This window comes from Robinsoniella peoriensis (assembly GCF_000797495.1).
Classification (GTDB): domain Bacteria; phylum Bacillota; class Clostridia; order Lachnospirales; family Lachnospiraceae; genus Robinsoniella; species Robinsoniella peoriensis.
Genome location: NZ_JTGN01000003.1, coordinates 37,995 through 59,482 on the forward strand (window position 1 = coordinate 37,995; position 21,488 = coordinate 59,482).

The following is a 21,488-nucleotide window of genomic DNA, read 5'->3' on the forward strand; positions in this document are numbered from 1 at the left end:
TCAGCACCCTCCTTCTAAAGTTAATTTACTACCTCTGCTCTTAAAACCCAGCACCAGAATCTGCAATATTATAATTGCCACAGTGGATACTACATATAAAAGCCGGATATTTCCAAATTGTATTGCACCTTTAACCCAACTGCTGGATTCCAAAAGATGTTTCACGGCTCCTCCGATGACAGGTCCCAGGATAAACGCCAGCCCAACTGCAGCACTAAAGAAATTGTCAAACAGAATCCGCCCGTCTCTTGGCATCAGTTCGTAGCGGCGATTGAATACCGAGACCATAAAACCGGCATTGGCAACTGACGCAAATAAAAACGCTGCTGGAATAAAAATGTATAAATTGTGTGAATTTGACAACGCAAGAAAAAGTGTCTCACCTATAAAAAACCATATGGAAGCCGTGAGTGCAAACTGATGCCCTCTTTTATCACTGATCTTCCCCCAAATCCCCAGCAAAAAGATCTGTGGTAAAGAAATCAGCATCTGTATGGCGGTTGTCGCAATATAGGAAAGTTTTAGATAACGCATCATATATACAACTGTAAAACTGTCAGCTATGGAAAGCATGAGATAAAACAAAAATATATACACAACAAAAAACAGAAACCGCCGGCTTTTCATTGGTACCCTTATCATATCCGGGAAGCTGCTCTTCTTACCCATAGGTTTATGCTGTTCAACATCAGGAATGCGAAACAAAACAGCAATTTCTATAACAGCCATGAATAGAGCTGCGGAAAACAAAATAAAAAATCCAATATATCTGCCCGATACCGCATCCATTAGTCGTCCGCCTGCCAGCGACAAAATAACAGTTACCACTAATACCAAGGTCTGACGTCCTGCAATATACCGCCCGCTCTTCTTTTCATCCACAAAAGTTACCATCCAGTTATTTAATACAACGGTTGTTTGGGCCTGTAAAGTAAACGCAATAACCATCATCGGTATAAAGACTACAATCTGCAGGCCTGCCGGAATTAATAGCGGAATCAAAACTATAAGCAGCGTTGCAAGTTTTGAAAATACCGTTAATCCGATCGTTATCTTCTTGAAACTGCGAAACCGCTCAATCAGGGAAGAGAAAAGGAGGATTGATATTCCGCAGATATTGCTAATCATACTGATATAGCTTACCAGTAAGTCGCTTGCTCCCATATACATAGCCAGACCACTCAAAAAAACTCCGCTGGTCAGGAATGTAAAAGATGTTCCGAAAACCACTTGTGTATTAAATGATCTTCGACCTGTTGGAATAGCCGGGTCGCATTCTATCATATAGTTCATTTTACCCCCTTACAAGCATAACATCCGCAAAAATCTGTTCAGCAGTTAAATAAGCCATTCCTTCAAAATAATCATGCCATATATCTTCTGCATAAAGTATTTCAGCAGACATTTTATCCGGCAGTGTGCTGTCAAAATAGTTATTAATCATAGACAGACAGTCTTTGCGGAAATCATTCCCCCCCAAAGCAATATACTGCGGATTCAATATACAGCAAATTCCTGCAATTAATTTTGCAATAATACGTGCATAATGATCATCTTCCAAAGGTGATGACAACAGATCATCAAGCGTTCTGGTTTCATCCACGGGAAATAATCCCAACTCTCCTACGAAGTTATTCCAGCCCCGCAAAACCCTTCCTTCCGAAAGAAATCCCGCACTTAGGCAGTCATTATCAAAATGTACATATGCCATGTTTATATTTTCACAGCTCTCTTCCGGATATTCTTTTAAATAGCAGCGCCCAAATCCCAGAGTAATAGCGTTCAAGTCATTTTCTAAAATGACCGGTATTCCATATCGTTCGTGGATTGCCTCACCTATTGGATGATCCTCCAGTTGTCCTTCCGGATTCTTTCTCTGGTATTCCATACCATTGACAATTCCAGGAACACCGATACCAATAGACTTAATTTCTATCTTCGTTACAAGTTCATCCAGGAAATCGCATATGGATGCTGCCACATTTTCATTTGCCGCAAATACTCCGCTCTCTTGAATCTCACCACAGATATTAACGGTTAGATAACGGATGCTGTCACCATCCAGACACAGTCCTACTCCAAAAAATCTGTTCTTATTCAGCTCATAGCGAACTGCTTTTCTTCCGCCTATGGATTCATCGTAACCGGCATCAACAATTTCATTATTCATCAGCATTTCTGTCAGAAGTGTGCGTACGGTAGTCACACTGATTTTTGTTGCTGCCACGATCTCCGCCCTCGTCGCCGAGCCTTTTTCCTTAATCGCCTTGCGTACAACCGAAAGATTGACTTGTTTCAATGCATGAGGCTTCCCTAATATATCTTTCATGTTAGCTGTTACTCCTGTCTGTATTCTTTTGTAATATACTTATATAAGTTTCTAACAAAAGTATATACCTGGTTATTAATTATGTCAAGTCTTTGTGTATTGATTTTTAGATTGAACTTTACATACTCGGTTAGAGTTGATTTTGAACTAATTAGCATTTATAATAAAACTAAAATCAGAAAGGATCGCACAATGAAGAAACTTATTCATATCATATGCTGTGTAATACTGCTGTTCATAGTTGGCATTATTGGATTCTTTATTGGTAAAAATACACATGCACCAGTTGACGATACTACATTTTATGCCACTATTGAGGAAATCAGGGATAACTATTTAATGGTTAGTGGTTTGAAAATTAACGACATAAACAGCCGGGGAGAATTCTTTTTTACTATAGATGATAAAACGCATTTAGAATGGAGACATACAGAAATTACGATAACAGATTAAAAATCGGTAATACGGTATCCATTACATACACCGGCTCTGTTCTGGAGACATCTCCCGCTTGCATTGAAGATGTGGTCAAGGTGTAGCTTTTAGATGATGAAATATAATGATACGGAGAACTTACTTTGCATAGAGGATTGGCTAAATGATCTGGTGGTATCGGACATGAAGACTGCGCAGATCATAGGGAACAGTGTTAAAACTCTTATATTCCATACAGATGTTGACACTAAGATGACAAGTCAGGATTTAGAAAACTATTCTAAGCATGTGGCAATGTAATACAGTGGAATACAAAAAAGGAATAACTTTAGAATAAAACTTTAGAAAAAAGATGCAGGCTTGAGACTAGACCTCTCAAATCCGGATAAATACTATTAAAATCAAAAGCGCGAGACGGGGCTCGAATAATACAGTAGTTAAAAAACACTGATAGAAAGGGGTGTTTTACCACATCTATTTTTTACGGACTCAATGAAAAAAGTGGGATTATAATTGAGAATTTCAAGAACACCGTTTCTCAAACTGATCCTGAGACCCTTTGTGGCATATCAAACCCTAATTTTGCAATATAGAATGTATCATGTCCTCCATAGATTCATATTTTATCTTAAAATCAAATTGAACGTATATCATATCGTTATTCACTTTGAAAAATAGTTCGTTCATACGATCTCCTTGCTGAACAACATTACCTTTCTCATCAACCGTATAATAAACAGACAATCTACCTTGGTTTTTGTTTAAACCTTCATAAAAAATGATATCTTTTTGCACGCCTTTTTCAATCAACTCTTCCCCAATTTCATTTACATAAATCGGATTATGAAACTCATCAAAAATCAAATTCATGTTCCTTGTCTTTAAATCCAATATTTGCTTTTCATACAATTTATCATTATCTTTTAATTTAGAGATTACCAGTGTATTATATTCATTTTTATACACTTTTTGAAATCCAGCCCCCATTTCTATCTTGACCATTTCTACATATTCTACATTTAATATATTTATTTTATTTAATAAATCGTTTTCTATCTTTTTGGGTTTACTATGTACACTTTCATTTAAAATCAAATCAATTCTTTCAAAATTGGTCTGATATTCCTGATAATCTATTTTTTGTGTAAACAAACACAATATTACCGATATTACTATAATTACTATAACTGAAAGAATATGTTTATAATTAATTTTCATTTTATTCTTTTTCCCCAATTTTTTTGAAGTTAATATTGAAATTCCTCCTGAATGATCTCAGAAGGAATTTTTTTAAACTTATTATATACATCCATTTCTAAATTTTATCTTACAGTACTATCCACAGAATATGATGCATAACGAGTAGGTTTCACATATATACCTGTTTTTTTGTTGTACTTGTAGACAATAATTTCGCATCAAAATACTGATAACCTTTTGGTTTGAGTATATGAACCTTTTACAGCGTAAAATTTCATATTGAATTTTCTTGAATTATAACGACTAGATTCAGGTGGACATGATTGTTTTAGTAGTAGACACTTTACCATAAGAATACCACAATCCCGCATTTCTTGCCACGGGCCCAGATGGCGTTTCTGCATGTTATCTTCTAGTATGACTGTAATCAGCTCCTCATATCCTATTGTACCACCTACTTTCCTTTTAATTTATATTGACTTAACCTTGTGTTATAATATCATATTTATATCATATAAGTATGTTACTCGCAATATTCTTTGCTTAACTGGTTGTTATTCTTGACTAATTGGTAATTTTTATTAAATTTTTCTACTCATTTCACCTGCATTTGTCCAAAAAATCAGAATCATATAGGTTTGTACCTCTACCATTCTAGTCCTTAGCGCTCTTACCACAATTTATTTCTCCTAGAGTATTACAATGGCTTAAATTATTCTCAAATAAATGTATCAAAATATATAGCCTATAAAAATTATACAGAATTCACCAAAGAAGCCTGTTATCCACTTTACCGTTAGGCACTTACAACGTAAGTAAGGGGGTTACTGGCTGGCGTATCGGATATAAATGTTTCTCAATCATATTTAAAAGGTCGATTCCCACGCATTTAGAGAATCACCCCTTGTTTACATCTTTTTATTTGCATCAAATTGAGTTATACGTTACTGTCATAAGCGATACGGATGAAAACCGGGCACGCTGGCAGACATGGCAACCGTGGGAGCGGTTTATTGAGGGAATGGATAAGCTAAAGCTGACCATGCGTCCAGCTCACAGAACTTTGGAGCAGAAAAACAGTGGATTGAGAACTATGTGGCTCCAACACTTAAAATGATACAAATGGCTGATGATAATTTAGAGGAAGAGGGGCTTCATGATGCAGAGCACACCAGCTATAATTTTCCGTACTCAAGCGGACTCAACCATCGAAAAAGCAAAAACCTCGCAAACCCGCATAAACACTGCGAATTTCGGGGCATAGAAAAAGCGCGAGACGGGACTCGAATTCAGGAGTACCGCAAAAACATTGATAAAACGGGAGGTTAAAAGCACGTCATCGCCTATGGAATAAAGTGGAATAAAAGAAAAAAGCCCCGAAAACCTTAGTTTTCAGGGCAAAACAAAAGCGCGAGACGGGACTCGAACCCGCGGCCTCGACCTTGGCAAGGTCGCGCTCCACCAACTGAGCCACTCGCGCATAACTTATTTCTTCTTTTTTTATCTCCTTGAGACAAGAATTATAATACTATATCTTCCTGGATTTGTCAACAGTTATTTTGAAATTTTTTATATTTTTCAAATTGTATATTCTATTTTGTTAAAAAATAGAATGAAGAACGGTATTCAAAAGCTGAACAAAACTTCCCTGTTATTCAAAAAACTAGAAAACCCAAGGACTTTCCAGGCAAATGATACCATCCTCCATTAGATATTTATTATTTACTGTTATCATTATAGCTTAATTTAAGATATTAATTTATAATTCAGTTTTCATTATTTTAATATTCACTATATTTAACACTTCCCCAGCATTTACAAATTACTGTTTCAACAGAATACTCAGGACATATTGATTATTCGGAAGTGATTTATGAGTGATATTATTCAGGCGGATTAAGTCTAAATCCACCCAAATCTCTTCTGCTGCAATCATAACATTGGCGAACATGATTCCAAGATTTAATTCTGCAAATTTACCAAAGGTCCCATTCGCCATCACTGCTTTTTTACAGAAAACATGAATTCTGTTTTCATATACAACGAATCTCCAGGGTTGGCTGTTATAGCTGGATGGTGCCAGCCTTGCAGTATCCAGAATCTCTTTCACCCAGGTTTTGGGTCTTTCTTTATATGCGCATAGTTCATCCATACTCAGACGCTTCGCTTCATAATCATGGCGAAACAGGGAACCCTTAGGGAATCCGACTGCCATCGCAGTGACAAATTCATACCCTTCTTCTTCCATCTTTTTATCTTTTCTTTTTGCCATGCCCAAAAAGCAGCATCCAATGCCCTTTGTATTTAAATACAATGATATATGCTCCATAATATAGCCTGCATGCAGATCTCTTTTTTCTTTCTTCTCAGCGTACAGAGCGATATAATAAGGCGCGCTTACATTTACAAGTCCACCAACACGGCCTCTTTTTGTAACATTATCAATAATTTCAACTTTCACACCAATTCCAGGAAATATCGGTTCTATTTCCTCTACAAATTCCAGGATCCCGCATAAGATTTTATCATCTATAGCTTCCTTTTTAAAATTCCGTATCGATTTTCTGACATAAATCGCTTCGTACAGATTCATTCTTCTCACCCATTTAAACATTTTGTAACAATATTGTAACATGTTTTTATCAGAATATCTACTGCAAATTTGATGGAAAATTGTTTTTTTTTCAAAGCATTAACTGTACAATTGTTCTAATTTATCCAAATAACTTTCAAAAACTTTCAGAGCCTCATCCACCGGCTCCGGCCGTGTCATATCCACTCCGCACAATTTCAGCAAGTCAATAGGATCCATGGAACTTCCGCTGCTTAAAAACTTCTTATAGTTTTCTACTGCATCTTTCTCTCCATTTAATATTTTACTGCTGATGGCAATTGCAGCCGAGAATCCCGTTGCATATTGATATACATAAAATGGTGTATAAAAATGAGGAATTCTTGCCCATTCATAGGAAATATCCTCATCAATCACCATGCCATCTCCATAATAAGTTTTATTCAGATTATAATATAATTTGCACAATATTTCTGCATTCAGTGTACCGCCTTCTCCCACTACTTTATGAGTTGCTTTTTCAAATTCTGCAAACATTGTCTGGCGGTATAGGGTGCTCTTGAACTGATCCAGGAAGTAATTAATCAGATATGCCTTTTCCTGTCTATCCTCTGTCTTTTCAATTAAATGATGAATCAGAAGTGCTTCATTGCATGTAGATGCCACTTCAGCCACAAAAATCTTATACCCGGCATAAATATACGGTTGGTTTTCATCCGAATAATAAGAATGCAGAGCATGCCCCATCTCATGTGCCAGAGTAAATACACTATTCAGATTATTCTGATGATTCAGCAATACATAGGGATGAGTTCCATAAGCGCCCCAGGAGTAAGCACCTGTCCTCTTTCCTTCATTTTCATATACATCAATCCAGCGGCTGTCAAATCCCTTTTTCAATAAATCCAGATACTCATCCCCCAGGGGTTCCAGCCCTTCCAGTACGATTTTCTTTGCCTGATCGTAAGCAATCTTCATATCTACTCCGGACACCATGGAAACATGAAGATCATACATGTGAAGTTCATCCAGATTTAAAAGTTTTTTTCGTAATTCTACATAACGGTACATCAGATTTATATTCTTATGAACTGCTTCAATCAGATTATCATAGACATGAATCGGTATATTACTGTCATCAAGGGCTGCTGCAAGTGCGGAATCATACTTTCTTGTTTTAGCAAAAAAAGCTGCCTGTCTCGCATTGGCATCGAAAGTAGCCGCCAGTGTATTCTGAAAGCTCTTATAAGAGGCGTATATGGTCTCAAAAGCTTCTTTACGGACATTCCTGTCCTTGCTTTCTAAAAAGGATATATAGCGCCCCTGTGTCAATCTGGTGATATCTCCATTTTCATCTGTTATATCACCAAATTTAATATCTGCGTTGTTAAACATACTGAAAATATTGCCCGGTCCCTGGGCAACCTCAGAAACACCCGCCAGTAACTCTTCCTCTTGCTCAGATAAAACATGGTTTTTCTGCCTGATGATATCTGTCAAAAATTTCTCGTATCTGCTAAGATCACTTGTCTCTTCTTTGAATTTCTCCAGTAATTCTTCCGGTATCCCAAGAATTTCCGGCACCACAAAAGCCGTAGCACTGTTAAGCATGGTCATTATTACCTGCGATTCTCCGGACATCTGCTGATACTTTCCATTACCGGTATTCTCATGTAATTTCTGGTTTGCATAGACATAGATTTTTTCCCCAAGCTGATTCATCTCACTGTAGGCATCCAGCATTTCCAGAAGGCGGCTTCCACTGTCTTTTAAATGTCCCCGAAAGGCTGTAAAATCCTCAATCATTTTCTCCAGCTGCCTGCTGTCTTCTCCCCATGCCTCATCTGTTTTGTAGAGATCTTCTATTGCCCATGTATTTTCAATCTTCTGTTGTTCCCTGGTTATAATCTGGTTTCCTTCTGCCATATAAATACCTCCATTCTTTGCTTCCATTATTATGGTTAAGTATACGATCCTGAAAAATTGCTGTCAAGGGGGTACATCCCGGTCAGTCCAATTCTTTAAAAAAATCACACAACAAAAAACCAGAGATGCTCTATAGCAGCTCCGGTTCTAATCTTATAAGGATAATCCCTATCAGACAATTCATCAGTCATCAATAGTCATCCGCTATCTGCATTTCACAATAAAAACGCTGCTGCCTTCCCGATCATTAATTACTGTTTCTTTTACCAGTTTAAAATAATTTTGTCTTCGCAGTGTACCCAGGAGTACCTCTCTCTCGTCGGAATACATTACAATGCATCCGTCCTCTTTTAACACCTCTGTGGATTTCGACCAGAATTTCTCGTAAAGTTTCTGCACAAATACCCGGTCTTTTGTCTTAGATACACCCGGCATATTAGTCACAATCTCATCGAACAGATATTCATGGCGGAAATCAAAATAATCCCGGTTAATGTAATGAGCTATCATACCTGCATTTTTCGTATTTTCCTCTGCTTTTACTACCGCTTCTTCCAAAATATCAAGACCATAAATCGGATCTGCCTTAGATATTTTACTGCGTTCTATCAGCATGGTTCCTACACCGCAAAACGGATCTAATACCTGTGCCCCATCTCTTAAATATTCTTTAGAAAGTTCCATGATGAGCGCCGCATTGCAGGGAGATATAGAGGTGGGCAGCGCCTGCTTCCGATAAGCAAACCGTTTATCCTCTAAGGTATATAACTTTAACAGTGGAATAAAATCCCCTGCTTTATTCTCAATCAGACGCAGTTCTATTTCATATTCAGATGAAGAATTAATCATTTTTCTATCCAGCTGCTTTTCAAGAGATGCTGAAAATTTACGTATAAACGTTCCCTTCTTATCCAACGTCATACGGCTTTTTAACTCAACGCGAAAATAAAACGATCCCTCTTCACTATGCATTTCCTCCAAAAAAGGCAGCAGGCCTGAACGTTTCAGCTGATATGCCATTTCCTCTGGCGTTCCTTTCAGTACCGGGGCTCCTTTGACAGGAAACAGCATTTCCTGATACGTACGGATTGGCAGAATATCCGTAAGGCATTCAGTAGCAACCCGCAGTCCTCCTGCAAGCATCTTAATCTCTCCGCCTTTAATCTGGTTTTTCGTTACTTCCCTATGGTTTCGGTTTGTAAGTAAAATCACTTCCAACGCTTTATCCACTCCTGTAAACTTATGCTTTTGCGGCTTTTCATATCTCAGAATCATATTTTGCAGCAGCGCAGCTTCTTCCCTCACATGCTTCACATTAGATTCCTCTACCGGATCATTTGTGAGTTCTGAAAGCCTTTCTTTTAACATAGGGAGGTATTCCTGATATTCATACTGTGAAATTGCTTTTAACAAATCTGCTTTTATAAAGAGTTTTTCTTCCTTTTTATATGCCTTTATCAAAACCGGCAATAAATCCTGGCATTCCAGATCCCCTATTATAAGAGCTGCATTTTTTCTTACTTTCGCATCTTCATTCTTTAAAAGTGTAACAAACACTTCAAATTCTCCTGCCAGTTCATATGCCAGTGCACGTTTAGCAAAAGGTTCTTTCATTTCCTGCCGAAGAGAAATCAAATTTTTTCTTACCTCGGTACCATCACAAATACTTTTATATAACTCTTTTATCATAAAGCTCCTTACAGGCTTCTAAGCCCGCTCTCTCTCATTTTTTCTTTTCCATGATTTTTTTACGGCTCTGTTCCAGTACAAGATCTCTTAATTTGCCGGTAACCGTAAACTCTCTGGCTTCATTTACCCCATAATTCATCTGCAGCTCATACTCCAGTGGAAGCCAGGTTGATATATCTGCTTCGTTATGCTGAATAACCGCTTCCATTTTATCCAATACATTAAATAATCTGGCCTCTTTTGACTTGTTTTCCTCCATCTCCCGGTGGAGATCTAAAAACTCCTGCTTCCTGCCATTGTCCAGCATTTCAGCAATATTTCTTATTTCTGATCCTTCAACTGCTCTTGCTTCTTCTGTCTTTTCAAAACAGGGGATATCGCCTGTCACAGCCTCTCCCATATCATGAACCAGGCACATATGCATCACCTTTTCCATATCCACATCAGGAAAATCATCCTGCAGCAGCCAGGCAAACATTACCAGAATAAAACAGTGCTCTGCTACACTTTCTTTTCTTCCCGACGAAGTCTCACAATGTCTGGTATTACATTTTAACTGTTCTGCAAGTTTCAGAAACTTTAATATGGATTCTGCATTCACGGATTACCCCTCCATCACTTTTACATAATAAGACCTGTTACGGGGACCGTCAAATTCGCAAAAATAAACTGCCTGCCAGGTACCCAGTATCAGCTTGCCATTTTCCAGTATCAGCGTAGAAGATGCTCCTACTGCTGCCGATTTCATATGGGCATGGGAATTTCCTTCAAAATGGCGGTATTCTTTATCCTGCGTAGGAAATACCTTTTCATAACCGTAAATAAAATCTGTGCAGACATCCGGATCACAGTTCTCATTAATGGTAATGCCAGCCGTTGTATGGGGACAATAAATGACAACAATTCCATCCGTGACCCCGCTTTTTTTTACATCCTCTTTTATGCTTCCTGTAATATCTACAAGACGCTGCCTCTGTGATATTGTTAAATTATGCTTATAGGTGCTCATTTCGTATACTCCTCCATATAATTTCCTACATCTGTCTTAAAAGCTTCCCACTTATCTTCATTTTCCACAAAATACTTGGGGCAGATTTTTCCCGTAACATCGTAATGCCTGATTATCTGATCCGTCCCCAGGTCGAACTTCCCGCACAGAAAAGCCACCAGCTTAACAAGAGATTCATAGGTTGCATCATTATATTTACCGCTTTCATCCGGGTGACAGCACTCAATAGAAACGGTATCGTTATTTCTGTCATTGGAAGCATATGCCATCTCGGAAGTCGGTACACACTGAATAATTTCCCCATCCAGTCCGATAACAAAATTACTGCTCAGATAATCATTCTGAAGATCCTTGAGACTATCAAAATAATCCCTGTTTTCCTGCGCCGTGGTCATAGGATTTGCAAGATAATGTACCACGATAGCAGTAATCTTATCAGTAGGTATCCCCGGTCTTGAATATGGATTTATATCTAACAGCTGAACATCAATATCCGGCTCTGGTATAGGATTCCCATCTTCCGTATCCTTAGCCTGCTGGTTTTCTGCAGTTGTTTCCGAAACACTGACCGGCTGAGTCTTATGGAATACCAGTTTATAACCTGCAACAGCAAGAACAATAATAAATATTCCGGCTCCTATCACGATTATTCTTCGCACCATCTCTTCGCGCTGCTGCTTCTGTGTTGCCTGCCCCCCTCTTGATCTCCTTTGGGACGATCTTCTTTTGCTTCTTTCAATTTTTCTGGTATATCTGCTTCTATGATTGCTTCTCATTCGTATTCTCACTTGACCGCATGTATATCGCAAGCCTGCCTGCGATACTGCCATATAATAGTGTGATAGTCCTTCACACCTTTTCCAGGTTGCATTTCCGTTCTACATAAAGTTTTCGTACTTTATTTTAACTCTTCCAGTATACCTTGATATTGTGAAAATTTTTACAACAATATCTTAAATTTTCCTTAACACAAGAGTGGGAATTAATTCTCAACCACGCTCTAGAGCGTGTTTTAAAATTGCTTACTGGCAGCTGTGCGTCACAGTTTGTGGGAGATTTGTCCCGGATGAAGGGCGCGTAGCGGGCTACGTAACCTGAATTCGGGGCAAATATGCCGCAAAGTGGGGCGTGCAGATGGCTGGAATGAATTTTCAAACACGCTCTAGCACAGAAAAAATAGCGCTTTCACTTAAACAGTGCGGCGCTACTTTTGTCTGCCCATACAGAGCAATTCATACTCTACATCAGTTTTACTTTACTTGGTGCAATTCTCCGGATATCATTTAACATCACGTCATTTGGCTCAAAAAGAATCTTTTCCAATCCTTTATCAGACTGCATAATTAATGCGAAAATCTTATGATCCGGTTCACCTGAAGAAAAATCAACTAATTTAATACTATTGTTCTGATTGTAATAATCCAGTTCATGAGAATTTACGGGTGCCATAAGTACCATCTTTTCCAGATCCAGGCTGCGGGCTCTCTTTCTTTTTGTCTTCGACATAATCCTGTCCACATCCAGTTCTCCATTTACATACAGGTACTCAAATTCCAGGTCAAATCTTGGAATCAGGAAATAATCCGCAACGCCTATGGCAATCAAAGCGATTAATCCGAAGGGAGTAACAAACAGCCCTACAAATGCGATCAAAACGGTAGCAACAATCAAAAGCACTTTCTTTACCTGGTCTGATACCGGTGTTTTCCTCTTAACAATTAACTCTGTGTACAAATCACTCATGTTCTTCCTCCTAAATTAGCAATACTTGTATTCTTTTATTATAAAGCCATTCGCTGAAATAATAAAGTATTTCTTCTCTTTTTCCTTAATTTGATCCAAAAAGATAATTTACATATTTTGCAGAAGTTTCTGTTCGTTCAGAACTTGCTACCGGACAGAGAATGACCGGACTGTAACTTGCCATCTGTGAATCCTTGATCAATTTGCTGTCTTCAATACGGAGTCCACACGTATATTCCGTCCCTGTATCATTATCTTTGCCAGTCATAAGGTAATCCTTATATTTTTCATAATCAGCCTCCGAAAGAATTCCTTTCCAGTCCTGGAATGCCCCGGCACCTGCATAATACTCAAATAAATCTTCCGGTACAATCATAAGATCCAGATCTCCCGTCGACATAACCGCCATGACTTTTGTAATACTGCTGACCGTCATCTGATCCTGCTGGTCCAGATTAATCATTGCAGATGCATCAAAGGTAACCTGCTCTCCTGTTTCCTCAAAGCCCGCTGCCTTTACAAAACCATCCGTAAGCGGTGAACCTTCCGTATCCACCATGTTCGTATTCAGTGCCATGACATACAGACCGGTTTTGATCTGTTTCCCCTTATAGATATCTACACCAAGCCAGACAATAACAACAATTATTGCAAGAATAACCAGCACAAACTTGTAATAATCCCAGAAATACTGTAATTTCCCTTTAAATGTCATGTCTTTTAACTTTGCTTTTTCCTCTGTTGCCTTCTCCTTAAATGACATCTTCTGATTTTGCTCCTTTTTCGTTTGTTTACCAACTAGTTTAACATAAATAAGGACGAACGTCTATCTCGTTCGTCCTCACTTTTTGTAAAATTTCTCTAAAAAATATTAAACTGAAGTTACCAGATATTACATCATGCCCATTCCAGGATTTCCTGCCGGCATAGCTGGAGCATCTTCTTTAATATTTGCAACACAGGATTCTGTTGTAAGGAAAGTACTTGCAACACTGGTTGCATTCTGCAGAGCGCTTCTTGTAACCTTTACAGGATCAAGGATTCCAGCTTCTACCATGTCTACATATGCTTCTTTTGCTGCATCAAATCCAATACCAACTTCGGATTCTTTAATCTTGTTGATAACTACAGATCCTTCTAATCCAGCATTTGCAACAATGTGGAACAGAGGGGATTCCAGAGCTTTTAAGATTACTTTTGCACCGGTTTTAACATCGCCTTCCAGAGTTCCTACTAATGTTTCTACTTCTTTTGCTGCATGGATATAAGCAGATCCGCCGCCTGCGATGATTCCTTCTTCAACTGCAGCTCTGGTTGCATTTAATGCATCTTCCATACGCAGTTTAGCTTCTTTCATTTCTGTTTCGGTAGCTGCTCCTACACGGATAACTGCAACTCCGCCTGCCAGTTTTGCAAGTCTTTCCTGTAATTTTTCTCTGTCAAAATCAGATGTTGTCTCTTCGATCATTGCTTTGATCTGGGACACTCTGTTGTCGATTGTCTCTTTATCTCCGTATCCGTCAACAATGATTGTATTTTCTTTCTGAACTTTTACGGATTTCGCACGTCCAAGCTGTTCCATTGTAGTTTCTTTTAAATCTAAGCCCAGTTCATCAGAAATTACCTGTCCGCCGGTTAAAATAGCGATATCTTCTAACATTGCTTTTCTTCTGTCGCCATAACCCGGAGCCTTTACGCCTACTACCTGGAATGTTCCTCTTAATTTATTAACAATTAAGGTTGTAAGTGCTTCGCCTTCGATGTCTTCTGCGATGATTAAAAGTTTTTTGCCGGACTGTACGATCTGCTCTAATAATGGAAGGATTTCCTGGATGTTGGAGATCTTCTTATCTGTGATTAAAATATATGGATCATCCAGATTCGCTTCCATTTTTTCCATATCAGTTGCCATGTATGCAGAGATATATCCTCTGTCAAACTGCATACCTTCTACAAGGTCTAATTCTGTCATCATTGTTTTTGATTCTTCGATTGTGATAACTCCGTCGTTTGAAACTTTTTCCATAGCATCTGCTACCATGTTTCCAACTTCATCATCACCAGCGGAGATAGCTGCAACTTTAGCGATCTGGCCTTTTCCGTTTACTTTACGGCTCATAGCTGCGATAGAATCTACTGCAGTCTGGGTTGCTTTTTTCATACCTTTTCTGAGTTCAATTGGGTTTGCTCCTGCTGCCAGGTTCTTCATTCCTTCATGGATCATTGCCTGTGCCAATACTGTTGCTGTCGTAGTACCATCACCAGCCACATCATTTGTCTTTGTAGCAACTTCCTTAACCAGCTGTGCGCCCATGTTTTCAAATGCATCTTCTAATTCGATTTCTTTTGCAATTGTAACACCATCGTTTGTGATAAGCGGAGTACCGAATTGTTTGTCAAGTACAACGTTTCTTCCTTTCGGTCCTAATGTTACTCTTACTGTATTTGCTAATTTGTCTACACCAGCTTCTAATGCTGTTCTTGCATCAATGCCGTATTTAATTTCCTTTGCCATGTTTATTTCCTCCTTGAAATTTCCACGTATTATTCTACGATTGCTAAAATGTCATTTTGTTTTACAATGATAAATTCTTCGTCTTCTAATTTCACTTCGTTGCCTGCGTATTTGGAGTAGATAACCTTATCTCCAACTTTAACCTGCATGGTAACTTCTTTACCATCAATATTTCCGCCAGGTCCTACAGCAACTACTTCTGCTTCCTGTGGTTTTTCCTGAGTTTTTCCGGCCAGGATAATTCCTGATTTTGTTGTTTCTTCAGCTTCAAACTGTTTCAATACGACTCTGTCGCCTAATGGTACTAATTTCATTCTATATTCCTCCTTAAATAATTTAAATTTTCTTTTACTAGCACTCGCTTTGATTGAGTGCTAACCGTTAGTCATATATTAGTTAAATTACTCCATTTGTGCAACTGTACGATTTCGTTCTATATACTTTTAATCTCTTTATAACTTTTATTTTCTCTTATATACTCTTATTTTCTTACTTTTTATGTTTTTATATTTTTTTTATAAAATATATGATTCCTTTATTTATGGTAACTATTCCCGGAAAAATTCCCGTAAAATAACATAAGGTGTGACATTTCATAAACATGCCACACCTCTAACCGGTACGAAAATTCCCCATATTAATAAACACAGCTTTTAATCTCATTTATCAGCGTATCCAGACCCAGATCATTGCAGTCGTTAATCAGCCCCGAAATAATAAACTGCTCAAAAGACTTTTTCATCTTTTCTCTGTCGTTTACTTCTGCTACCTGGATGGTATTTTCTATTAATTTAATATTTTCTTCGTTCATCTCATTTTTATGTTCACAGTTAGAAAGCAGCTGATTGAGTTCTGTTACCAGTGGGCCTTTGTTTTCGTGTGGTATACTCAATTTATGGGGAGGCTCCGCTATCTCTTCTGCTTCCACGGTTTCTATCACTTTTAATTCTTCCATGATCTTCCCTTCACCTGATAACTCTATATGATAAATTGTTGTATCATCATTCTCTGCAATAAGACGAATTAATAACTCATAGATTTTACTGTTAAATAAACTGTTCTCAGAATAAAAACTATATATTTCTCCGCTAATCAGCCCCAAATGAACGCCTTTACGGTTTTTAACGTTGTGAAACCAGACCATCCATGCCGATGTGCCTATAACAAGTACGGTAAGCATAAGAATCGTGCAGATAAGCCGGTAACTTGCGAGTGAAATAAAGATGCCTAATAATACATAAAGTACCGGTAATTTTTCTTCCGTTAATGTACCTTTCCACAGATGTGCTGTATACGATAATTGAACCATATGGTTATCCCATTTCATGGTTCCGCCATCAATATCTATTGTAGCATTTTCAACTATATTATTAATCTGCCTGGCCATTTATATCTCCTTCTACAAAATTTCTTTTTTTACTATCAGCAACAATTGCTATCAGGACCGGGTTTGTAATCATCACTGATCCAACTGTCTGCTGTCCCATAATCTCAATAAATACACTGTAATTGATCCACGGTGTACTATAAGAATCACAATCTATTGCGGAAAATGTAACTACATTGCTTTCCGTTACCATGTCATTTCTAAAATAAGAACAACCCGAACTCAGAGGCAGCGGCATCATTTGGTTTTTTTCCTGCTTGAAAATCTGAAACTTCAGCCTGGTTCTTGCATTCATACTTAAAATATTACAGGAAAAGCTCAGTTCCGTATTAAAATGCCGGCATTCTGCCGTGTTTAAATTAACAGAGACTACATTATATGCAGTTCCTTTTTCTATTCCTTCCGGTAAGATCATACCTCCGAAAGAAGAAGACTTGCAAAACACATCTGTACAGTCGGGCGATTGCTCATCCTGACAGTTATCTTTGCATTCATCATTGCATTTTTCTTTGCATTTTTCTTTATCATTTTCTCTGCAATCTTCCTCACAATTTGAGAATGTATTTTTTTTCCCATTAAAGTTATTCTGCGCATACGACCGGTTATTGCAGCATGGCTGTTGCATTGCCCTTGTATTGGCATTTGTTCTCATCCCTCTGTTAGGCTGACTATTTCCACGTCTCTGAGAGTAAAACAATCCATTATACATAGGCTACAGCTCCTTAATAAAATGTGCATAGATAGAATATTTCTCAGATACTCTATCTATGCAAACATTTTTATGCTAATTGACCTGCTGCCAGGTCAACAAGACTTAAGACTATACCACCGGTATATTCCTAACTCTTCATTTACAGTTCTGTTAACATCCGCAAGAGGAGTTATCAACAACAATTGCTGATAATGTTGCATTATTAATTGCAGTTACGCCTACAGTTGCAACGCCTGCAACAGTAGCTACTACACTATAAGTGCAGCATTCTTCATCACAAATATCACAGTCACAAACGAAGAATGTGAACGTATTACTGTCTGTAATTGCTACAAGGCGTGAAAATACCCATGTTGGTCCTACAGGAATCGGAGTCAACTGGCCTTTACACTGTTTAAATACCTGGAAATTCAGGGAAATAATTGCAGCCGTTGTATTGATATTGCTGGCAAACTCAAATTTGATACATGGATTCTCAAATCCTCTTGTATCTACATTTACGGTTGCTACCGTATAAGCTGTGCCTGCAATTGTTGCCAATGGAAGTGTAACTGACCCTGGAGTACCGCATTTAATTGTAGTTCTGTTTGGTCTAATATTTTTACGTTTTTCACATTTGCAGAATAATTTACATTCGCAGTCACGAGATTTATCACAACAGCAATCACAATGACGATCACAATCACAATCACAAATCAATTCTTTTATTTCACTCATACCAAGACCTCCTATGATCTTTCTTAATCTCAAAATTTATACCAAATTAGGTATAAAACATTATATTCGTAAATACAATTATTGTTACTTACTATTTTGAGTTCCCATACATAGACAGGCATAAAAAAACCTGGTACATTCGCTTCCCCAAACTTTTAATCAGTCAGGACAGGTTCCATGTACCAGGTATAAACAACTATTTTGTTTTCTGCGCTCTTAATTCTTCCAGTTCTTCAAAGATATAATCATTGATAACTTTAATATAAGTTCCTTTCATTCCTGAGGATCTGGATTCGATTACTCCGGCGCTTTCGAACTTACGCAGGGCATTAACGATTACGGATCTGGTAATTCCAACCCGGTCTGCAATCTTACTTGCTACCAGAATGCCTTCTGTTCCGTCCAGTTCTTCAAATATGTGGGTAATTGCCTCAAGTTCTGAGAAAGATAAGGTGCTGATTGCAGATTTTACAATTTGTATCTTTCTGCTCTCTTCTGCACTTTCTTCATTAACTGAGCGCATCATTTCCAATCCTACAACTGTAGTGCCGTATTCACTCAGGATAATATCATCAATCTCATACTGGGTATCAAACTTGTACATAAAAACAGTTCCAAGGCGTTCACCTGCAATATCAATAGGATTAATGATTGCACGGTAGTTTTTGATATCCTCTCCAACAAAGCCCAGGGTTTCCAGATTTACATTTTCTTTTGTGGACAGTATACCTAATAATCTTTCATTAAGCATGTTGTCTATATGTCCGCCTACTTTATCAACAATCAACTCCTTGATTTCTTCGACACCATCACAAAGACTGACACCCAGAACTTTTCCTTTTTTACTGATAACCAGAATATTGGATTCCAATATTTCTGTCAGCACCGTGCATATATCATTAAAAACGACCTTACTGGAATTATTGTTATGCAATAGCTTGTTGATTTTCCTTGTTTTATCTAACAATTGTACACTCATATTTAGCCTCCTATCTTCCATTGTTTCTATTCTACATACTGTTTCACGATAATACATATTTTATCATATAATTTTCTGAAAATCAATCGGTTTCTTGTGATAATCAATTATTTTTCACAACAACTGCAAATAATTCAGACGATAGAAAAAGAATGCCCTGTTTTCAAGAGCATCCTTTTTCTATTTTGCCTCATTTTGTTTCGATTTATCCTCAACATATCCGCACTGTTCATCTGCGCAGACCAGTTTATTTCCTTTTTCAAGCATTACACCGCCGCAATTCGGACACTTTTCTTTGGAAGGTTTCTGCCAGGACATGAAATCACATTCCGGATTATCTTCACATCCGAAGTATTTTCTTCCCTTTTTCGTTTTACGAAGAACGACTTCTTTTCCACATTTCGGACAGGCCACGCCAATCTTCTCCAGATATGGTTTGGTATTTCTGCAGTCAGGGAATCCCGGGCATGCCAGAAATCTTCCATGAGGTCCATATTTAACAACCATGTTGCGCCCGCATTCCTCACAAATTACATCAGTTACTTCATCTTCGATCTTAACCTGCTCTAATTCCTTCTCTGCTGCTTCTACTGCCATTTCCAGATCAGGATAAAAATTGCTGACAACTGTTTTCCAATTTACAACCCCTTCCTCCACTTTATCCAAAAGGGATTCCAGATTTGCCGTAAAGTTTACATCAACGATACTTGGGAATGCCTGCTTCATCATATTGTTCACGACTTCGCCAAGCTCCGTCATATACAGATTCTTGTTTTCCTTAGCAACATACCGGCGTCCCAATATGGTGGTAATGGTTGGCGCATAGGTACTTGGACGTCCAATCCCCAGCTCCTCTAAGGATTTAACAAGGGTTGCCTCTGTATAATGTGCAGGAGGCTGTGTAAAATGCTGTTTATAATCAAATTCTTTTAAAGATAATTGCGAATCTTTGGAAATCCCTTTCAGAAGGACATTTCCGCCAGTTTCTTCTTCATCACTGTCTGTGTAAACTGCCAGGAAACCATCAAATAACAGCTTAGATGCCGCTACGGTAAAACGGTATTCGCCTGCTGCAATCTTAACGGATGTGGTCTCATAGCGGGCATTCTCCATACGGCTCGCTGCAAAACGTTTCCAGATCAGCTGATAAAGACGATATTGATCTCTTGACAGGGACTCTTTCATGGATATAGGAGTCCTAATAATATCACTGGGACGGATTGCTTCATGGGCATCCTGAATCTTCTTACCGTTTTTCTTCTTTTCCTCTACTATGGAAGAAACATACTCTTTTCCATATTCCTGTTCGATATAACCTCTGGCCTGAGCATCTGCTTCTTCCGAAATACGGGTAGAATCGGTACGCAGATAGGTGATCAGACCTACTGTTCCATTTCCCTGAATCTCAATTCCTTCATAGAGCTGCTGAGCCAGACGCATCGTCTTCTGTGTAGAGAAGTTCAGCACTTTAGATGCTTCCTGCTGCAGGGTACTGGTTGTAAATGGAAGCGGTGCTTTTTTTATACGCTCCCCTTTTTTAATATCCGATACTTCATAGCTTGCATTTTCCAGATCTGACAGAATAATATCCAGTTCCTCTTTGGATGTAATCTGCATTTTTTTCTTGTCTGTGCCATAGAACTTTGCCCGTAAAGGCTTTTTCTCACCCTTTACCACAAAATCTGCTTCCAGTGTCCAGTACTCTTCCGGAATAAATGCATTGATCTCATCTTCCCTGTCACCAATAATACGCAGTGCAACAGACTGAACCCTTCCGGCACTTAATCCACGTTTTACCTTCGCCCATAAAAGAGGGCTGATGCGGTAACCAACCATACGGTCCAGCATTCTTCTTGCCTGCTGAGCGTCCACCAGGTCCATATCAATATCTCTTGCGCTCTTAAGAGATGTCTTAACAGCGTTTTTTGTTATTTCATTAAATGTAATCCGGTACATCTTATCTTCTTCCAGCTTCAAAGCCTTTGACAGATGCCAGGATATTGCTTCTCCTTCGCGGTCAGGGTCAGTTGCGAGATACACTTTATCCGCTTTCTTGGCAGCTTTTCGAAGTCCTGCCAGGATATCTCCTTTACCACGAATTGTGATGTATTTAGGCTCATAGCCATGTTCTACATCGATTCCCATCTGGCTCTTTGGCAGATCACGGACATGTCCGTTTGATGCCGCCACTTCATAATTTGCCCCCAGGAATTTTTTAATTGTCTTTACTTTAGTAGGAGATTCTACAATCACCAGATATTTCGCCATATATTCC

General features: G+C 38.4%; 23 protein-coding genes, 1 tRNA gene and 1 pseudogene. 5 read left to right on the forward strand and 20 right to left on the reverse strand.

The features are described from left to right. Positions 1 to 1,293, reverse strand: coding sequence for an MFS transporter (locus QR40_RS06750; protein ID WP_052430727.1), 1,293 nt, complete (start codon positions 1,291 to 1,293; stop codon positions 1 to 3). 1 nt (position 1,294) lies between these two features. Then, positions 1,295 to 2,329, reverse strand: coding sequence for an ROK family protein (locus tag QR40_RS06755; RefSeq protein WP_027294851.1), 1,035 nt, complete (start codon positions 2,327 to 2,329; stop codon positions 1,295 to 1,297). 192 nt (positions 2,330 to 2,521) lie between these two features. On the opposite strand from QR40_RS06755, the gene QR40_RS06760 reads away from it, so the two are divergent. Both QR40_RS06760 and QR40_RS06765 read left to right on the forward strand, forming a co-directional pair. After that, positions 2,522 to 2,782: a hypothetical protein gene (locus QR40_RS06760; protein WP_242858466.1), complete on the forward strand. Its 261-nt coding sequence runs from the start codon at positions 2,522 to 2,524 to the stop codon at positions 2,780 to 2,782. A gap of 93 nt (positions 2,783 to 2,875) precedes the next feature. After that, on the forward strand, positions 2,876 to 3,064 hold the full coding sequence (locus QR40_RS06765; protein WP_044294071.1) for a hypothetical protein: 189 nt from the start codon (positions 2,876 to 2,878) through the stop codon (positions 3,062 to 3,064). A 276-nt stretch (positions 3,065 to 3,340) separates the two neighbouring features. Here QR40_RS06765 and QR40_RS06770 read toward each other — a convergent pair whose 3' ends face one another. Continuing rightward, positions 3,341 to 3,982, reverse strand: a complete 642-nt coding sequence (locus QR40_RS06770) for a hypothetical protein (RefSeq protein ID WP_152614177.1) — start codon at positions 3,980 to 3,982, stop codon at positions 3,341 to 3,343. Between the two features lie 1,104 nt (positions 3,983 to 5,086). On the opposite strand from QR40_RS06770, the gene QR40_RS31690 reads away from it, so the two are divergent. Then, positions 5,087 to 5,293, forward strand: coding sequence for a hypothetical protein (locus tag QR40_RS31690; protein ID WP_160295778.1), 207 nt, complete (start codon positions 5,087 to 5,089; stop codon positions 5,291 to 5,293). Between the two features lie 78 nt (positions 5,294 to 5,371). On the opposite strand, the gene QR40_RS06780 is transcribed toward QR40_RS31690, so the two are convergent. From QR40_RS06780 to QR40_RS06810, 7 genes are all read right to left on the reverse strand, one after another. After that, positions 5,372 to 5,444, reverse strand: a tRNA-Gly gene (locus tag QR40_RS06780). 342 nt (positions 5,445 to 5,786) lie between these two features. Beyond that, a complete protein-coding gene (locus tag QR40_RS06785; RefSeq protein WP_044294075.1) occupies positions 5,787 to 6,557 on the reverse strand; it encodes a nitroreductase family protein in 771 nt (256 codons plus the stop codon). Positions 6,558 to 6,656: 99 nt separating this feature from the next. Continuing rightward, positions 6,657 to 8,462, reverse strand: coding sequence for an oligoendopeptidase F (gene pepF, locus QR40_RS06790; RefSeq protein ID WP_044294076.1), 1,806 nt, complete (start codon positions 8,460 to 8,462; stop codon positions 6,657 to 6,659). A 204-nt stretch (positions 8,463 to 8,666) separates the two neighbouring features. Beyond that, positions 8,667 to 10,151 carry a methyltransferase gene (locus QR40_RS06795; protein WP_044294078.1) on the reverse strand — a complete coding sequence of 495 codons (1,485 nt, stop codon included), beginning with the start codon at positions 10,149 to 10,151 and terminating at the stop codon, positions 8,667 to 8,669. A 34-nt stretch (positions 10,152 to 10,185) separates the two neighbouring features. Further along, positions 10,186 to 10,752 (reverse strand): HD domain-containing protein, encoded by a 567-nt coding sequence (locus QR40_RS06800; RefSeq protein ID WP_044294079.1) that lies wholly within the window; start codon positions 10,750 to 10,752, stop codon positions 10,186 to 10,188. A 3-nt stretch (positions 10,753 to 10,755) separates the two neighbouring features. After that, the gene (locus tag QR40_RS06805) at positions 10,756 to 11,160 is read right to left on the reverse strand and encodes a secondary thiamine-phosphate synthase enzyme YjbQ (protein ID WP_027297030.1); all 405 of its coding nucleotides are present in this window, start codon (positions 11,158 to 11,160) and stop codon (positions 10,756 to 10,758) included. Beyond that, on the reverse strand, positions 11,157 to 11,936 hold the full coding sequence (locus tag QR40_RS06810) for a peptidoglycan recognition protein family protein (RefSeq protein ID WP_044294081.1): 780 nt from the start codon (positions 11,934 to 11,936) through the stop codon (positions 11,157 to 11,159). Before QR40_RS06810 ends, QR40_RS06805 begins: the two co-directional genes overlap by 4 nt. Before the next feature lie 199 nt (positions 11,937 to 12,135). Between QR40_RS06810 and QR40_RS33535 the strand changes: the two genes are divergently transcribed. Further along, positions 12,136 to 12,258, forward strand: coding sequence for a DUF6783 domain-containing protein (locus tag QR40_RS33535; RefSeq protein WP_416389830.1), 123 nt, complete (start codon positions 12,136 to 12,138; stop codon positions 12,256 to 12,258). Here QR40_RS33535 and QR40_RS33540 read toward each other — a convergent pair. Beyond that, positions 12,214 to 12,315, reverse strand: a pseudogene (locus tag QR40_RS33540) (DUF6783 domain-containing protein); the annotation flags it as partial. The gene QR40_RS33535 and the pseudogene QR40_RS33540 overlap by 45 nt on opposite strands. Here QR40_RS33540 and QR40_RS33545 point away from each other — a divergent pair. Continuing rightward, entirely contained in the window at positions 12,295 to 12,447 is a 153-nt protein-coding gene (locus QR40_RS33545) for a hypothetical protein (protein ID WP_465231361.1), read from the forward strand. The pseudogene QR40_RS33540 and the gene QR40_RS33545 sit on opposite strands and share 21 nt — an antisense overlap. Here QR40_RS33545 and QR40_RS06815 read toward each other — a convergent pair. From QR40_RS06815 to topA, 9 genes are all read right to left on the reverse strand, one after another. Beyond that, positions 12,400 to 12,903 carry a DUF6106 family protein gene (locus tag QR40_RS06815; RefSeq protein WP_027297028.1) on the reverse strand — a complete coding sequence of 168 codons (504 nt, stop codon included), beginning with the start codon at positions 12,901 to 12,903 and terminating at the stop codon, positions 12,400 to 12,402. The genes QR40_RS33545 and QR40_RS06815 overlap by 48 nt on opposite strands. Before the next feature lie 85 nt (positions 12,904 to 12,988). Then, a complete protein-coding gene (locus QR40_RS06820; protein ID WP_027297027.1) occupies positions 12,989 to 13,666 on the reverse strand; it encodes a hypothetical protein in 678 nt (225 codons plus the stop codon). Between the two features lie 129 nt (positions 13,667 to 13,795). Then, entirely contained in the window at positions 13,796 to 15,418 is a 1,623-nt protein-coding gene (gene groL / locus QR40_RS06825) for a chaperonin GroEL (protein ID WP_027297026.1), read from the reverse strand. A 29-nt stretch (positions 15,419 to 15,447) separates the two neighbouring features. Further along, positions 15,448 to 15,732, reverse strand: coding sequence for a co-chaperone GroES (locus tag QR40_RS06830; RefSeq protein ID WP_027297025.1), 285 nt, complete (start codon positions 15,730 to 15,732; stop codon positions 15,448 to 15,450). A 323-nt stretch (positions 15,733 to 16,055) separates the two neighbouring features. Then, positions 16,056 to 16,805 (reverse strand): hypothetical protein, encoded by a 750-nt coding sequence (locus QR40_RS06835; protein WP_044294083.1) that lies wholly within the window; start codon positions 16,803 to 16,805, stop codon positions 16,056 to 16,058. Beyond that, entirely contained in the window at positions 16,789 to 17,514 is a 726-nt protein-coding gene (locus QR40_RS30710) for a DUF4489 domain-containing protein (protein ID WP_052430728.1), read from the reverse strand. Before QR40_RS30710 ends, QR40_RS06835 begins: the two co-directional genes overlap by 17 nt. 153 nt (positions 17,515 to 17,667) lie before the next feature. Continuing rightward, on the reverse strand, positions 17,668 to 18,234 hold the full coding sequence (locus QR40_RS06845) for a DUF4489 domain-containing protein (protein ID WP_044289797.1): 567 nt from the start codon (positions 18,232 to 18,234) through the stop codon (positions 17,668 to 17,670). Positions 18,235 to 18,430: 196 nt separating this feature from the next. Beyond that, the gene (codY, locus tag QR40_RS06850) at positions 18,431 to 19,213 is read right to left on the reverse strand and encodes a GTP-sensing pleiotropic transcriptional regulator CodY (protein WP_027297022.1); all 783 of its coding nucleotides are present in this window, start codon (positions 19,211 to 19,213) and stop codon (positions 18,431 to 18,433) included. A 180-nt stretch (positions 19,214 to 19,393) separates the two neighbouring features. Next, on the reverse strand, positions 19,394 to 21,481 hold the full coding sequence (gene topA, locus QR40_RS06855) for a type I DNA topoisomerase (RefSeq protein ID WP_044294085.1): 2,088 nt from the start codon (positions 21,479 to 21,481) through the stop codon (positions 19,394 to 19,396). Between the last annotated feature and the right edge of the window lie 7 nt (positions 21,482 to 21,488).

What these genes read in the sequence shown, in the direction of transcription:
- QR40_RS06750 (WP_052430727.1), bottom strand. Translation starts at nt 1,293, where the DNA reads ATGAACTATATGATAGAATGCGACCCGGCTATTCCAACAGGTCGAAGA.
- QR40_RS06755 (WP_027294851.1), bottom strand. Translation starts at nt 2,329, where the DNA reads ATGAAAGATATATTAGGGAAGCCTCATGCATTGAAACAAGTCAATCTT.
- QR40_RS06760 (WP_242858466.1), top strand. Translation starts at nt 2,522, where the DNA reads ATGAAGAAACTTATTCATATCATATGCTGTGTAATACTGCTGTTCATA.
- QR40_RS06765 (WP_044294071.1), top strand. Translation starts at nt 2,876, where the DNA reads ATGATGAAATATAATGATACGGAGAACTTACTTTGCATAGAGGATTGG.
- QR40_RS06770 (WP_152614177.1), bottom strand. Translation starts at nt 3,982, where the DNA reads ATGAAAATTAATTATAAACATATTCTTTCAGTTATAGTAATTATAGTA.
- QR40_RS31690 (WP_160295778.1), top strand. Translation starts at nt 5,087, where the DNA reads ATGGCTGATGATAATTTAGAGGAAGAGGGGCTTCATGATGCAGAGCAC.
- QR40_RS06785 (WP_044294075.1), bottom strand. Translation starts at nt 6,557, where the DNA reads ATGAATCTGTACGAAGCGATTTATGTCAGAAAATCGATACGGAATTTT.
- pepF (WP_044294076.1), bottom strand. Translation starts at nt 8,462, where the DNA reads ATGGCAGAAGGAAACCAGATTATAACCAGGGAACAACAGAAGATTGAA.
- QR40_RS06795 (WP_044294078.1), bottom strand. Translation starts at nt 10,151, where the DNA reads ATGATAAAAGAGTTATATAAAAGTATTTGTGATGGTACCGAGGTAAGA.
- QR40_RS06805 (WP_027297030.1), bottom strand. Translation starts at nt 11,160, where the DNA reads ATGAGCACCTATAAGCATAATTTAACAATATCACAGAGGCAGCGTCTT.
- QR40_RS06810 (WP_044294081.1), bottom strand. Translation starts at nt 11,936, where the DNA reads ATGAGAAGCAATCATAGAAGCAGATATACCAGAAAAATTGAAAGAAGC.
- QR40_RS33545 (WP_465231361.1), top strand. Translation starts at nt 12,295, where the DNA reads ATGGCTGGAATGAATTTTCAAACACGCTCTAGCACAGAAAAAATAGCG.
- QR40_RS06815 (WP_027297028.1), bottom strand. Translation starts at nt 12,903, where the DNA reads ATGAGTGATTTGTACACAGAGTTAATTGTTAAGAGGAAAACACCGGTA.
- QR40_RS06820 (WP_027297027.1), bottom strand. Translation starts at nt 13,666, where the DNA reads ATGTCATTTAAGGAGAAGGCAACAGAGGAAAAAGCAAAGTTAAAAGAC.
- groL (WP_027297026.1), bottom strand. Translation starts at nt 15,418, where the DNA reads ATGGCAAAGGAAATTAAATACGGCATTGATGCAAGAACAGCATTAGAA.
- QR40_RS06830 (WP_027297025.1), bottom strand. Translation starts at nt 15,732, where the DNA reads ATGAAATTAGTACCATTAGGCGACAGAGTCGTATTGAAACAGTTTGAA.
- QR40_RS06835 (WP_044294083.1), bottom strand. Translation starts at nt 16,805, where the DNA reads ATGGCCAGGCAGATTAATAATATAGTTGAAAATGCTACAATAGATATT.
- QR40_RS30710 (WP_052430728.1), bottom strand. Translation starts at nt 17,514, where the DNA reads ATGTATAATGGATTGTTTTACTCTCAGAGACGTGGAAATAGTCAGCCT.
- QR40_RS06845 (WP_044289797.1), bottom strand. Translation starts at nt 18,234, where the DNA reads ATGAGTGAAATAAAAGAATTGATTTGTGATTGTGATTGTGATCGTCAT.
- codY (WP_027297022.1), bottom strand. Translation starts at nt 19,213, where the DNA reads ATGAGTGTACAATTGTTAGATAAAACAAGGAAAATCAACAAGCTATTG.
- topA (WP_044294085.1), bottom strand. Translation starts at nt 21,481, where the DNA reads ATGGCGAAATATCTGGTGATTGTAGAATCTCCTACTAAAGTAAAGACA.